At 67.3% G+C, this 12,180-nt stretch carries 16 protein-coding genes and 1 pseudogene; 12 read left to right on the top strand and 5 right to left on the bottom strand.

Annotation, left to right across the window (positions count from 1 at the left end; translation table 11 throughout):
* From A5646_RS20705 to A5646_RS20680, 6 genes are all read left to right on the top strand, one after another.
* Positions 1-559 (top strand): DUF427 domain-containing protein (locus tag A5646_RS20705; protein WP_156765666.1); only part of this gene is annotated, 559 nt, incomplete at its 5' end.
* Positions 556-987, top strand: a complete 432-nt coding sequence (locus A5646_RS20700) for a VOC family protein (protein WP_066878823.1) — start codon at positions 556-558, stop codon at positions 985-987. The genes A5646_RS20705 and A5646_RS20700, both read left to right, overlap by 4 nt.
* A 34-nt stretch (positions 988-1,021) precedes the next feature.
* Positions 1,022-1,615, top strand: a complete 594-nt coding sequence (locus A5646_RS20695) for a TMEM175 family protein (protein WP_231998426.1) — start codon at positions 1,022-1,024, stop codon at positions 1,613-1,615.
* A gap of 2 nt (positions 1,616-1,617) precedes the next feature.
* Positions 1,618-2,301 carry a haloacid dehalogenase type II gene (locus A5646_RS20690; RefSeq protein WP_066878822.1) on the top strand — a complete coding sequence of 228 codons (684 nt, stop codon included), beginning with the start codon at positions 1,618-1,620 and terminating at the stop codon, positions 2,299-2,301.
* A 54-nt stretch (positions 2,302-2,355) separates the two neighbouring features.
* The gene (locus tag A5646_RS20685; protein ID WP_066878820.1) at positions 2,356-3,813 is read left to right on the top strand and encodes an NAD(P)/FAD-dependent oxidoreductase; all 1,458 of its coding nucleotides are present in this window, start codon (positions 2,356-2,358) and stop codon (positions 3,811-3,813) included.
* A gap of 3 nt (positions 3,814-3,816) precedes the next feature.
* The gene (locus A5646_RS20680) at positions 3,817-4,281 is read left to right on the top strand and encodes a cupin domain-containing protein (protein WP_066865426.1); all 465 of its coding nucleotides are present in this window, start codon (positions 3,817-3,819) and stop codon (positions 4,279-4,281) included.
* Here the strand turns inward: A5646_RS20680 and A5646_RS20675 are convergent.
* Together A5646_RS20675 and A5646_RS20670 are read right to left on the bottom strand one after the other, a co-directional pair.
* Positions 4,278-4,676, bottom strand: coding sequence for a VOC family protein (locus A5646_RS20675; protein WP_066878818.1), 399 nt, complete (start codon positions 4,674-4,676; stop codon positions 4,278-4,280). The two genes, A5646_RS20680 and A5646_RS20675, sit on opposite strands and share 4 nt — an antisense overlap.
* A gap of 1 nt (position 4,677) precedes the next feature.
* Positions 4,678-5,274 (bottom strand): TetR/AcrR family transcriptional regulator, encoded by a 597-nt coding sequence (locus tag A5646_RS20670; RefSeq protein ID WP_197505248.1) that lies wholly within the window; start codon positions 5,272-5,274, stop codon positions 4,678-4,680.
* A 57-nt stretch (positions 5,275-5,331) separates the two neighbouring features.
* Here A5646_RS20670 and A5646_RS20665 point away from each other — a divergent pair, with 57 nt between their 5' ends.
* The 3 genes from A5646_RS20665 (at position 5,332) to A5646_RS20655 (ending at position 7,180) form a co-directional block, all read left to right on the top strand.
* Complete coding sequence (locus tag A5646_RS20665) at positions 5,332-5,739, top strand: nitroreductase/quinone reductase family protein (RefSeq protein WP_066878827.1); 408 nt, start codon at positions 5,332-5,334, stop codon at positions 5,737-5,739.
* A 55-nt stretch (positions 5,740-5,794) separates the two neighbouring features.
* Positions 5,795-6,622: a GntR family transcriptional regulator gene (locus A5646_RS20660; RefSeq protein ID WP_066878815.1), complete on the top strand. Its 828-nt coding sequence runs from the start codon at positions 5,795-5,797 to the stop codon at positions 6,620-6,622.
* A 90-nt stretch (positions 6,623-6,712) separates the two neighbouring features.
* A complete protein-coding gene (locus A5646_RS20655) occupies positions 6,713-7,180 on the top strand; it encodes a YbjN domain-containing protein (RefSeq protein ID WP_066878813.1) in 468 nt (155 codons plus the stop codon).
* Between the two features lie 12 nt (positions 7,181-7,192).
* Here A5646_RS20655 and A5646_RS20650 read toward each other — a convergent pair whose 3' ends face one another.
* Positions 7,193-8,266: an NAD(P)-dependent oxidoreductase gene (locus A5646_RS20650; protein WP_066878811.1), complete on the bottom strand. Its 1,074-nt coding sequence runs from the start codon at positions 8,264-8,266 to the stop codon at positions 7,193-7,195.
* Between the two features lie 148 nt (positions 8,267-8,414).
* Between A5646_RS20650 and A5646_RS20645 the strand changes: the two genes are divergently transcribed.
* Positions 8,415-9,230 carry a lysophospholipid acyltransferase family protein gene (locus A5646_RS20645; protein WP_066865412.1) on the top strand — a complete coding sequence of 272 codons (816 nt, stop codon included), beginning with the start codon at positions 8,415-8,417 and terminating at the stop codon, positions 9,228-9,230.
* A gap of 28 nt (positions 9,231-9,258) precedes the next feature.
* On the top strand, positions 9,259-10,674 hold the full coding sequence (locus A5646_RS20640; RefSeq protein WP_197505247.1) for a wax ester/triacylglycerol synthase family O-acyltransferase: 1,416 nt from the start codon (positions 9,259-9,261) through the stop codon (positions 10,672-10,674).
* Here A5646_RS20640 and purQ read toward each other — a convergent pair.
* Positions 10,641-11,315 (bottom strand): phosphoribosylformylglycinamidine synthase subunit PurQ, encoded by a 675-nt coding sequence (gene purQ, locus A5646_RS20635; RefSeq protein ID WP_066878808.1) that lies wholly within the window; start codon positions 11,313-11,315, stop codon positions 10,641-10,643. The two genes, A5646_RS20640 and purQ, sit on opposite strands and share 34 nt — an antisense overlap.
* Positions 11,312-11,551, bottom strand: coding sequence for a phosphoribosylformylglycinamidine synthase subunit PurS (purS, locus tag A5646_RS20630; RefSeq protein ID WP_044487430.1), 240 nt, complete (start codon positions 11,549-11,551; stop codon positions 11,312-11,314). The genes purQ and purS overlap by 4 nt, the downstream gene beginning before the upstream one ends.
* A gap of 134 nt (positions 11,552-11,685) precedes the next feature.
* On the opposite strand from purS, the pseudogene A5646_RS20625 reads away from it, so the two are divergent.
* Positions 11,686-12,180 (top strand): annotated as a pseudogene (locus A5646_RS20625) (ATPase); the annotation flags it as partial.

The following is a 12,180-nucleotide window of genomic DNA, read 5'->3' as shown; positions in this document are numbered from 1 at the left end:
CAGCGCGTGGGAACACACCGGGCTACCGGCGTATGCCGCCGTTCTCGAGGGCCGGGTGGCGTTTGCCTGGCGCGCCATGGATGCGTTCTACGAGGAAGAGGAACGGATCGTCGGGCACGCCGCGGACGCCTATCACCGTATCGACATTCGTTCTACCGCAAGGCATCTGGTTGTCCGGGACGGCGACCGGGTGGTCGCCGACACTCATCGCCCGTTGGCGCTGTATGAGTCAGGCTTTGCGCCCAGATGGTACGTGCCGCGCGAAGATACCGACGAGTCCGCGCTGAAACCCAACGATATCCAGACGTTTTGCCCGTACAAGGGAATCTGCTCCTACTATGACATCGGAACCCGCAAGCGCGCGGCATGGTCTTATGTGGACGCTTGGACGGAGGTCGCGCGGGTCCGCAATCTGGTGTCCTTCGAACCCGACAAGATCGACGTGCACCTCGACGGTAAGCAACTTCAGCTCGAACCCGGCCAGACCGTAATCCCACACGGCGTCGACCGTGGACTCGACACGGACGAGGTGTCAGGACAGAACCGGAGCGCCTCATGAGGGCGTCCCTGGAAGTCGTCGTCCTACCCGTCGCGGATCCCGATCGCTCGCTACGGTTCTACCGGGACCAGGTCGGGTTCAACCTCGACGTCGATTACGCACCCACCCCCGAGTTCCGGGTCATCCAATTGACGCCCGAAGGCTCGGGCACCTCGATCCAATTCGGTGTGGGCCTGACCGATGCGCCGAGTGGCTCGGTGCGGGGCCTCTATCTCGTGGTCTCCGACATCGAGGCCTGCCGCGCGGAATTGACTGATCGCGGCATAACCGTCGGCGAGATACGTCACAAGGACACCGACGGCGGCTGGAGCGGTAGATTCCTCCCGGGTACCGACCCGCATCGGGGTGACTATGCGAGCTTTGCCAACTTCCGCGATCCCGACGGCAATGCCTGGGTGGTGCAGGAGCGGAACCATCAGTCGGCTTGACAGCGGCTCAGGCATGGGGCAGCGGGAGGTAGCGGTGGCAGAACGAGACTCCAGTCCTGAACGGCTGCGCGGATTCTCCGACGGCGTGTTCGCCGTGCTCATCACCATCCTGGTGTTGGAACTCAGACCACCGAGCGCCCACGGCTTTCGCGCCCTGCTTCCGCTGTGGCCCACCGGGCTGAGCTACGTGGTCAGCTATCTGTTCATAGCGATCGTCTGGGTCAACCATCACCACCTGTTCAACTACGCCCAGGTAGCGACCCCGCGGCTGGTGTGGTCGAACTTCGCGCACCTGTTTTCGGTGTCGCTGATCCCGTTCACCACCGAGTGGATAGCCGACAGCAGGCTGGCGCCGGCGCCGGTATCGCTGTACGCCGCGGTCTTCGTCCTGGTCAACATCACCTACCTGGCGCTGTGCTGGGAAGCGGTGGATCGGCCCTCCCACCAAGACGTTTCAGCGCGGATGCGCCGCATGCTGCAAATGCGGTCGTTCATCACCCTCGGGGTGTTCGTGACGGCGGCGCTGCTCGCTTTGTGGTGGCCGGTGGCGGCGATGTCGTTGATTGTGTTGTGCCTCGTGGGGTATCTCCGACCGGACATCCCCCAACGAAAGAACGTCGAGCGCTAGCGATGGCATCACCGTCCGTCCTGATCTTCGACGTCAACGAGACGTTGCTCGATATCGAGTCGATCGCACCGCTTTTCGGCGAGTTGTTCGGCGACGACGGCGTCCTGCGGGAATGGTTTGCGCAGTTGATCATGTACTCGACGGCCATCACGCTGGCCGGCCACTACGTGACGTTTCCGGTGCTCGCCCAGGGGGTGCTGCGCATGTTGGGCGACATCCACCGGGTGGACGTCACCGACGACGATCTGGACCGCCTGAAGGTAGGACTGCTCACCATGCCGGCACACTCCGATGTCGCCGAGGGGCTTGCGGCGCTGCGTGACAACGGTTTTCGGCTGGCAACCCTGAGTAATTCCCCGCCCAACCCGGATGGCCCGACGGCTCTGCAGAGATCGGGGCTAGCGGGCTACTTCGAACACCAACTGAGCGTCGATGCGCGCAGCGTCTTCAAGCCCTCACCCGCCGTGTATCAGTACGCATGCGAGACGATCGGGATCGCCCCGGCTGACTGCATGATGGTCGCCGCACATGTGTGGGACACCATCGGTGCGCAGAGTGTCGGATTCGGTGGGGCTCTGGTCACCCGGCGGGGCAACGCACCGCTGCCGGTCGACGGCCTGCCGCAGCCGAACATCGTCGTCAGAGATCTACGCGAGCTCGCCGAGCGGCTGATCGAGCTCCGATGAAAACACGGCGTGCACCCTCGGCGCCGTGGCCACCAAGCGAAAGGATCGTCGAGCATGGCAGCAGCTGGGGCAGCAGAGTTCGACGTCGTAGTCCTCGGCGCCGGGCCGATCGGCCAGAACGCCGCCGAACGCGCCCGCGCCGCAGGACTGCGTGTTGCTCTGGTCGAGCGGGAACTCGTCGGCGGTGAATGCTCGTATTGGGCATGCGTGCCCAGTAAAGCGTTGCTGCGCCCGGTGATTGCGCTTTCCGACACCCGCAGAATCGACGGTGCGCGGGATGCGGTCACCGGGCCGCTGAACGCCGAGGGCGTCTTTGGCCGACGGAACCGTTACGTGACCGACTGGGACGACAGCAGCCAGGCCGACTGGGTGAGTGGGATCGGCGCGACCCTGATACGCGGGCACGGGCGATTGGACGGCGCGCGCCGCGTCGTCGTCACCGACGGCGCCGGCGAACGGCTGGCACTGACGGCACGGCATGCGGTGGTCATCTGCACCGGAAGCCGGTCGGCGCTGCCCGAGTTGCCCGGCCTCGCCGAGGCGAGGCCATGGACCAACCGGCGGGCCACCGATAGCAGCGCCGTCCCCGAACGGCTCGCGGTCGTCGGCGCCGGCGGCGTGGGTGTCGAAATGGCCACGGCGTGGCAGGGATTGGGCTCCCAGGTGACCCTGCTGGTGCGAGGCTCTGGACTGCTGCCGCGAATGGAGCCCTTCGTGGGTGAGCTGATCGGGCGGGGCCTCACCGAGGGCGGCGTCGACGTGCGAATGGGGGTGTCGGTTCGCGCGCTGCGCCGACCGGACGAATCCCACGTCGTCCTCGAGTTGGACGACGGCACCGGGTTGGAGGTCAACGAGGTGCTCTTCGCCACCGGACGCGCCCCGCTGACCGACGACATCGGTTTGGAGACTGTGGGACTGACACCGGGCAGCTGGCTCGAGGTGGACGACACCTGCCTGGTCCACGGCGCCGCGGAGGATGGCTGGCTTTACGCGGCCGGTGACGTCAACCACCGGGCCCTACTCACCCACCAGGGCAAGTACCAGGGCCGCATTGCCGGTGCGGCCATCGGCGCCCGCGCGGCGGGAAAGCCATTGGACACCAAACCGTGGGGCGCGCATGTGACGACCGCCGACCATCATGCGGTGCCGCAGGCCTTCTTCACCGATCCCGAAGCCGCCGCCGTCGGACTGACGGCTGCGCAAGCCGAACGGGCCGGGCACCGGGTCCGCACGGTGGACGTCGAAATCGGCGACGTGGTGATGGGGGCCAAGCTTTACGCCGACGGCTACACGGGCCGCGCGCGGATGGTGGTGGAGGCGGATCGCGGTCACCTGCTCGGCATGACCATCGTCGGCCCGGGCGTGACCGAGCTCCTACACTCGGCGACCATCGCCGTCGCCGGCCAGGTGCCGGTCGACCGGCTGTGGCATGCGGTGCCGTGCTTCCCGACAATCAGCGAGCTGTGGCTCAGACTGCTCGAGGCGTATCGGGACGCCACGGACGATAATTGACCGATGGCCACCGCAGACGGGTTCCATCCAGACTTCGACGACACAGCGACGCCGGTCGCACGCAACCGGGTACGCCACATCAAGGCATCCGAGATCAGCTCCGATACCGCACAATCCGAGGGGCTGCGGCGCTTCGCCGCCCTGTCCGGCCGGTCGGTCGGCGCGGAGAAGCTCTGGATGGGTGAGACGCACGCGTCGCCGCGATCGGCCTCGGACAACCACCACCACGGTGAATCCGAAACCGCCATCTATGTGCGAAGTGGCAACCCGGAGTTCGTCTTTCACGATGGCAACGAGGAAGTCCGCATCGCCACCGCACCCGGCGATTACGTCTTCATCCCGCCGTACCTGCCCCACCGGGAGGAAAACCCCGACCCCGACACCACCGCCGAGGTGGTGATCGCCCGCAGCACCCAGGAAGCGATCGTGATCAACCTTCCCGCGCTGTATCCGCTGGCCGACTCCTAGTAGACGGCGATCTCGATCAGGTTTCCGTCGACGTCACGGCAGTAGTGCGAGGTCATCTCGCCCAGGGCCCCTACTTTGGTCACCGGTCCGGCGATCACCTCCACCCCACACGCGCCGAGATGGGCGCGCACGTCATCCGGACTGGCGCGCGTGACAAAGCACAGGTCCTCGGAACCGGCCGCCTCGACGGACCCGGTGAACCAGTCGGGGTCGTCGACCAACGCCCCGACCGGTCGCAGGTTGATCTTCTGCTCCCCGAAGCGCAGCGCCGTTCTGCGCGAGGGCCCGAACGTCTCACGCCGCATGCCCAGCACCCGCTCGTACCATGCGGCGGTGGCTTCGACGTCGCGGCAATTCAAGACGATGTGGTCGAACCTCTCCACGGCGAACGGCACGTCAATCCTCCCGGGTCGTGCGAAGCTGGGCCGCCACCGCGGCCGCCAGATCATCGGCGGCCTGCTCATCGAGCGGCTGGTGAGCGAAAGCCATTCGGTACCAGAGTAATCCGAAAACCTGGTCGACTACGATTTCGGGCCGGTCCATCGGTGCGATCTCACCGCGGGTTTCGGCCCGGTGCACTATCCGCGCCAACTCTTCGCGACGCGCCGCCGTGAAGGCCGCCAGCCGCTCCATCGTCGCAACGTCGCCCAGCGCCTCACGTAGCGCGCCCATCAGCAGCGTGCGATGGACGGCCGCGGCGGAAAAGGTGGAGCTGAGAAACGCGCGCAGATCGCCGTCCAGGCGCCCGGTGTCGGGTATCGGTGCGGCTTGCTGCGCCCGGTGCACCATCGCATCGAGCAGCACCGCGCTTTTCGATGGCCACCAGCGGTAGATCGTTTGTTTGCCTACGCCTGCCCGCTCGGCGATGGCGGACACAGTGATCTGAACGTCTCCGCCCGCGGCGGCTAACAAGTCCGCGGCCGCATCCAGGATTGCCCGCTCCGCCGCTTCATTGCGTCGGCTGCCCGTATGCGCCCGCCGGTTCACCGTCACAGCTGCAGGCTAGCGCTCCTATTGACGAGACCGCCAGTCTCGACAATGCTGGGGGCCATGACCATGAACGGACCCCTCCCCGACCGCAAACGCCGCTGGGTCAGCCGCTTTCATCGGTACGTAGCCAACCCGGTCACCCGGCGTCTGCCCACCCAGGTACTGCTGGAGACAACCGGCCGGGTCAGCGGACGGCCACGGCGCACCCCAGTGGGAGGACGGCTCGAAAAAGGAGCGTTCTGGCTGGTATCCGACCACGGCGACTCCTCGGATTACGTCCGAAACATCAAGGCCGACAACCGGGTTCGCATCCGAATTCGCGGCCGCTGGCGATCGGGAACTGCTGTGCTGCTACCCGAGGATGACCCGGTCGCCCGATTGGCCGTCCTGCCGCGGTTCAACAGCTCGCTGGTGCGCGCATTGGGCACCGATCTGCTGACGGTGCGGATCGATCTCGACCGGCCGTAGCGACCGGATCAGTACCGCCTTTACCCCGCCGAGACGAGACGTTTTAATACATCTCGTGGTCCCCGACGCGCTGGATCTCGACGCCGCCGATCTGCGGATATCGCGCGGCAGCGTGCCGGCCAGCACCCAGCTCGCCGAGGCTCTCAAGGCGGCGATCGTCAAACAGCGCCTGCCCCGCGGCGCGCGACTGCCCACCGAGCGAGAACTCATCGACCGCACCCGCGTGAGCCGGGTGACGGTGCGCGCGGCCGTCGGGCTGCTGGAACGCCAAGGATGGCTGGTGCGAAAGCAGGGCCTGGGCACCTTCGTGGCCAACCCGGTCAAACAAGAACTCGGACCCGGCGTGCGGACCATCACCGAGGTTCTGGCCGGCTCCGGGATCACACCGAACGTCGACGTCTTGTCGCACCGAGTCGAAGATGCGCCGCAGCGAATCGCTGAAACTCTCGGCCTGTCGAAAGTCCTCTGTGTGCACAGGCGGTTCCGGGACGGCGAGCAACCCCTCGCCCTGATGATCGCCTACCTGCCAACCGGATTGGGCAAGGCCGTGGAGCCCTTGCTGAGGAGCGCGACCGACGAGCAGACCGCCCAGGCGATGGAAAGCACCTACACCATGTGGGAGCGCCGACTCGAGATTCCCGTCGCGCGGGCCAACTATGAGATTCACGCGGCCGGCGCATCGCTGGAGGTGGCCGGCGCCCTCAACCTGCCGCTGGGTTCACCCGTGCTGGTCCTCGTACGCACCAGCTACGGCCATGACGGCAAGCCGCTCGAGGTGGTGGAATTCCACTATCGCCCCGAGCGATACAGGTTTTCGGTCACGTTGCCGCGTACGGTCCCGGGTCCGGGCGCCGGGATCGTGGAACGGCGCGACCGAGCGTAGCCCGCCACTCAGCGAATTCTCAACGAATTCTTCGGTGCCGCATCGCTTGGCTCCAAGCATCTACAAAGATGTCGGCCGCAACATCTATTCATGACGAATGAGCAGCTGTGCGCGAACCTAATCGAACGTTACCTGCGCACCCGCGGGCGGCGTTATTTTCGTGGCCACCACGACGGCGAATACTTCTTCGTCACCAGCGCTCCGCGGCGCCTGCACATTCACTTCGAGGTCTCGCCGGCGCACGACGACGTGCTGATCATCCGGGTCAGCCCGGGGTGCTACTTCCCGGCGGCCGACCGCCCCTGGCTGACTTACTTCGCCGACAGGTGGAACCGTCTTGACCGCCACGTCACCGCGATCGTGCACGGCTCGTCTGATCCGCATCGCATCGGCGTGGTGGCACGCAAGTCGCAATGGGTCCGAAGCGACGTCTCGTTCAACGATTTCGCGTCGTTCGTCGACCGAACCATCGCGGATGCCACCGAGCTCTTCGAGGAACTGAGTCCGTCCGTCGAATTGCCTTCGACGGAACGGTCACTGCTGCGCGAGGCCGGCTGAAGTTCCGCCGAGCTAGTCGGCCGACGGGGCATCCGGGCGCGGTTCACCCAGCTTGGCGCGTATTGCGCCCCACGGGTCTGCGTAGCGTCCGGGCGCATCCCGGTAGGCCGCACGGCTCTTGAGGAACCGCCGCGCCAGGGGTGAGATCAGCCGCATCGGGTAGCGCCGCCACCCCGCGGTGGCTCGCATCTCGGTGAGCATGTCCGGCCACGAGTGGTGCTGGAACTCCAGCACCTGCTGGGCGCGAGCGGTATCCATCCAGTCGGTGACGAACCAGCCGTCGTCGCTGTCCGGATCGCCCGGCCGGCCCCCGGGCAAGACGTCGACCAGACCACGCGCGGCCGCCAGCGCCTTGCCGATCTCACCCTGCCGAAGGCGGTGCGACTCGTCACCGGCGATCAGCAGCGTCTCACCGGCGACGTCGGCGGTGACGGCCGCGGCGAACGCGCGCGCGACGTCGCGCACGTCGACGGTGTGGATGCGACCATCGGTCGGCAGGGCGCTTTCGAAGTACAACGCATCGACGCTGAACGGCATCGCGTCCGGTTCCACGCTCATCACCCCGCCGAGGCGCAAGATGACCCACTCGAGATCCGCGGATCGGATGTGGCGTTCGGCTTCGGCCTTGTGAGCGCCGTAGAGGTCGGCCGGGTTGATCGGCGAATCCGGGCGTAGCAGCTCGGCGTGGCGGTGGGGGTTGCGCGCGCCGTAGACGGCGTTGCTGGACGCCTGGATGAACCGCACCGGATGGGGCCGCGATTGCGCCGCGCGCAGCAACGAGACTGTCGCGTCGACGTTGACACGACGGCCCAGCGCGGGCTGGCGATAAATTCCCGGCGGAATCACCGCGGCCAGGTGAACGATGGCGGAGGGCGACGTGTCGGCGAGCAGGCGATCAACCTGAGCCGGGTCGGTCAGATCGGCCCAGTGCGCCTCGGCGCCCACCGGCAGCGAGTTCGCGGCCTTGCGCTGGGCGGCGGTGCCGAGGTCAGCCGCGCCGACCCGATGGCCGTCGGCAACCAGTCGCCGCACCGTCTGGGACCCGACGAGGCCGAAACCCCCAGTAACCAGAACCTTTTCGGACATGCTCCCCCACTGCTCGCTCGCTCCCCAGCAAACGGATATGACATTCTCCTAAATGGAGAGTAACATATGCTAGCCAGGGGTCCAGGTTTGAGGCCGGCGTCACACCGGCAACAAATAGCAAAGAGCGCAGAACAGACAGCGGGGAGCCATGACGGGCAACGGTGTGGACGCGGCGGACAACCACGAAACCGCCAAATGGGACCCGGCCTTCACCGAACAGGTCACCAGAGTGCTCGGGCCGGCCATCAAACGGTACTACCGGGCCGAGGTGCGACACATCGACAACGTCCCGCCCTCGGGTGGCGCCCTGGTGGTGTCCAACCACTCGGGGGGGATGCTGACCCCGGACGTGCTGATCTTCTCCCCCGCCTTCTACGAACACTTCGGCTACGACCGGCCGGTGTACACCCTCGGCCACTACGGCCTGTTCATCGGCCCGTTGGACGGCTGGCTGCGCCGGCTCGGGGTCATCGAGGCCAGCCGCGAAAACGCCGCCACCGCCCTGCATTCCGGCGCGGTGGTACTGGTGTTCCCGGGCGGCGACTACGACTCCTACCGGCCGACCTTCAGCGCGAACACGATCGACTTCAATGGCCGCACCGGATACGTGCGGACCGCCATCGAAGCCGGGGTGCCCATCGTGCCGACGGTGTCCATCGGCGCCCAGGAGACCCAGCTGTTCCTCACCCGGGGCAACTGGTTCGCCCGCAAGCTGGGGCTAACCAAGGCGCGGATGGACATCCTGCCGATCAGCGTCGGGTTCCCGTTCGGGCTCAGTGTGATCTTCCCGCCCAACGTGCCCCTGCCGGCAAAGATCGTCACCGAGGTTCTGGAGCCGATCGACATCACCGCCCAGTTTGGCGACGACCCCGACGTCGACGAGGTCGACGCCCACGTACGCGCCGTCATGGAGGCCGCGCTCAAGCGGCTGGCCGGGCAGCGCCGGTTCCCGATCCTGGGCTGACGGCGCCCGGGGCCGCTGGAGGTGACCTGTGAAGCGACTCAACGGCATGGACGCGATGCTGCTCTACAGCGAGACGCCCAACCTGCACACCCACACCCTCAAGGTGGCCGTCATCGACCCGACCGACGCCGACGGCGAATTCGGATTCGAGGCCTTCCGCCGCCACGTGCGTCGCCGGCTCCATCTGCTGGAACCGTTGCGCTACAAGCTCGTTGACATCCCGTGGCATCTGCATCACCCGATGTGGCAGGAGAATTGCGAGGTCGACCTCGACTATCACCTGCGCCGGGTGCGGGTGCCCGCCCCGGGTGGGCGGCGCGAGCTCGATCAGGTGATCGGCGAGGTGGCATCCACCCCCCTGGACCGCAGTCGTCCGCTGTGGGAGTTTCATTTCGCCGAGGGGCTGGCCGGTGGGCGATTCGCCCTGATCGGCAAGGTTCACCACGCGCTGGCCGACGGAGTCGCCTCGGTCAACCTGCTGGCCCGCGCGATGGACCTGCGCGACGGGCGCACCGACGAGCGCGACAACGACGAAGCCGGCGTCACGATGTCCAGTGCCGAGCTGGTGCGCGCGGCGGCGCGCGACCACGTCCGCCAGATCGGTGAACTGCCCGGGCTGCTCAGGGACGCGGCGGTCGGGATGATGCGGGTGCGCCGCCGGTCCCGCGAGCGCGGCGATCACCCCGACCTGGCCGACGCGTTCGACGCACCGCCGACCTTCCTCAACCACGTCGTCTCGCCGCGGCGCTGGTTCGCCAGTGCCTCGTTGTCGCTGCCCGAGGTCAAGGCGACGGCAAAAGCCTTGGGCATCACGGTGAACGACGTGGTGCTGGCGATGGCGACCGGCGGGTTGCGCACGCTGCTGCTGGCCTATGACGGCGCGGCCGATCGCCCCATCATCGCCTCGGTGCCGACGGCCACCGACAAGTCGGACCGGATCACCGGTAACGAGATCAGCGGGCTGATGATCTCGCTGCCGGTCCACGTCGCCGACCCGGTGGAACGGGCCCGACTGGTCGCCCTGGCCACCAAGATCGCCAAGGAGGACCACGAAGTCCTGGGTCCGGAGCTGTACGGGAAGATGATGGCCTACCTGCCGACCGCGTTGGCGCCCGCCGCGTTTCGATGGCTGGGCCTGCGTGACGCGCCGAACAAGCTGATGAACGTCGCGGTGTCCAGCGTGGTGGGCCCGCGCGAACGGGGCCACTTCGGTGGCGCGGCCGTCAGCGAGATCTACTCCACCGGCGTGCTGTCTCCCGGCGCCCCGGTCAACATCACCGTGTGGAGTTACGTGGACCGGCTCGGCGTCGCGGTGCTCACCGACGATCAAACTTTCCACGACCCGCACGAGGCCACCGACGCCATCGGCGCGTCCTTTGCCGAATTACGCGATGCCGCAGGCGTTTCCGCTCAGCCGGCGAGCACGCCGTCGAGCACCGAATAGAACAGGCCCAGGCCGTCATCCGACGGCCCGGTCAGCGCTTCGATGGCGTGCTCGGGATGCGGCATCAGACCCACCACGCGTCCGTTGGCGGAGCTCACCCCGGCGATGTCGTGCAGCGAGCCGTTGGCGTTTTCGTGGTAGCGGAACACCACCCGCCCCTCGCCCTCGAGCTCCTCGATCACCTCGGCGGGCGCCACGTAGCGTCCCTCGCCGGATTTCAGCGGGACCAGTAGGTCGGCGTCGGGCTCGAAGCGCGACGTCCACGCCGTCGAGGTCGAAGCCACCCGCAGCCACACGTCGCGGCAGATGAAGTGCAGACCCACGTTGCGCGTCAGCGCCCCGGGCAACAGCCCCGCCTCGCAGAGCACCTGAAAACCGTTGCAAATGCCCAACACCGGCAGGCCACCCCGTGCGGCCTCCACCACCTCGGTCATCACCGGGGCGAACCTGGCGATCGCACCGGCCCGCAGATAGTCGCCGTAGGAGAAACCGCCGGGCACCACCACGGCGTCGACGCTCTTGAGATCGGCGTCGGCGTGCCAGAGGCTGACCGGCTCCGCCCCGACGCGGCGCGCGGCCCGGGCGGCGTCGACGTCGTCGAGCGTGCCGGGAAAGGTAATGATGCCGATGCGTGCCGTCACTGTGTCTCCCGGCTGATGGTCCAGTCTTCGATCACGGTGTTCGCCAGCAGCGATTCCGCAATCTCGGCGAGCGCCGAATCATCGACGCTGTCGTCGACTTCGAGCTCAAAACGTTTGCCCTGCCGCACTTCCGAGATTCCCGGATGTCCGAGGCGACCGAGCGCACCGACAATCGCCTGACCCTGCGGGTCGAGAATCTCCGCTTTGGGCATCACGCTCACGATCACCCGGGCCACCGGCGGTCCTCCTGAGAAGTTGGCGTTTCGGCGCCAACTCTACCGGCGAAAGCGCAGCTCGGGGTTACGGGCACGAGGCAATGTAGGCCTCGCACAGCGGTGCGCTCATCGCGCCCAGCACCGCATCGTCGCCCATGGCCGGCCAGGCGGTGCAGACGACCGGTTCGGCGCCGGGGCCCCATTTCCGGTTCGAGGAGCTGTGCGCGGCGCCGGCGATGCCGCAGGACCCCCGCGACTCGGCCGTCGCGGCTCGCGCGACGGTCCAGCATCCCGACGGGCAGTGGCAACTGCAGGCCCAGGTCCTGCACTGGCGTGGGGACACCGCTCGCGGTGGTGCGACCGTGGCCACGGCATTCAGCAATGCCGTCGCCGCGCTGCGGGCCTGCCAGCAGCGCGCACCGCAGGAGTCTCCGTCGCTGACCAGCGACGAAACGACCCGGATGGCCGCCGTGATCAGCGGCCCGGTGGTGATGCACACCTATCTGTTCGCCCACCCGGCCAGCAGCACGATCAGCGAGGTCACGCTCTGGTCAACGGCGCCGCCGCAAGTGTCCTGGCCGGCCATGGGCGACGATGCGGTGCTGGGCGCGATGAGCGCACCGCTGTGCGAGGCCTACATTGCCTCGTGC

This window comes from Mycobacterium sp. 1245499.0 (genome assembly GCF_001673615.1).
GTDB classification, from domain to species: domain Bacteria; phylum Actinomycetota; class Actinomycetes; order Mycobacteriales; family Mycobacteriaceae; genus Mycobacterium; species Mycobacterium europaeum_A.
This window is presented reverse-complemented; position numbering and strand designations above follow the sequence as displayed.

Excerpts from the sequence above, each read along its gene's own strand:
- A5646_RS20700 (WP_066878823.1), top strand. The coding sequence starts at position 556 with ATGAGGGCGTCCCTGGAAGTCGTCGTCCTACCCGTCGCGGATCCCGAT.
- A5646_RS20690 (WP_066878822.1), top strand. The coding sequence starts at position 1,618 with ATGGCATCACCGTCCGTCCTGATCTTCGACGTCAACGAGACGTTGCTC.
- A5646_RS20685 (WP_066878820.1), top strand. The coding sequence starts at position 2,356 with ATGGCAGCAGCTGGGGCAGCAGAGTTCGACGTCGTAGTCCTCGGCGCC.
- A5646_RS20680 (WP_066865426.1), top strand. The coding sequence starts at position 3,817 with ATGGCCACCGCAGACGGGTTCCATCCAGACTTCGACGACACAGCGACG.
- A5646_RS20665 (WP_066878827.1), top strand. The coding sequence starts at position 5,332 with ATGACCATGAACGGACCCCTCCCCGACCGCAAACGCCGCTGGGTCAGC.
- A5646_RS20655 (WP_066878813.1), top strand. The coding sequence starts at position 6,713 with ATGACGAATGAGCAGCTGTGCGCGAACCTAATCGAACGTTACCTGCGC.
- A5646_RS20650 (WP_066878811.1), bottom strand. The coding sequence starts at position 8,266 with ATGTCCGAAAAGGTTCTGGTTACTGGGGGTTTCGGCCTCGTCGGGTCC.
- A5646_RS20645 (WP_066865412.1), top strand. The coding sequence starts at position 8,415 with ATGACGGGCAACGGTGTGGACGCGGCGGACAACCACGAAACCGCCAAA.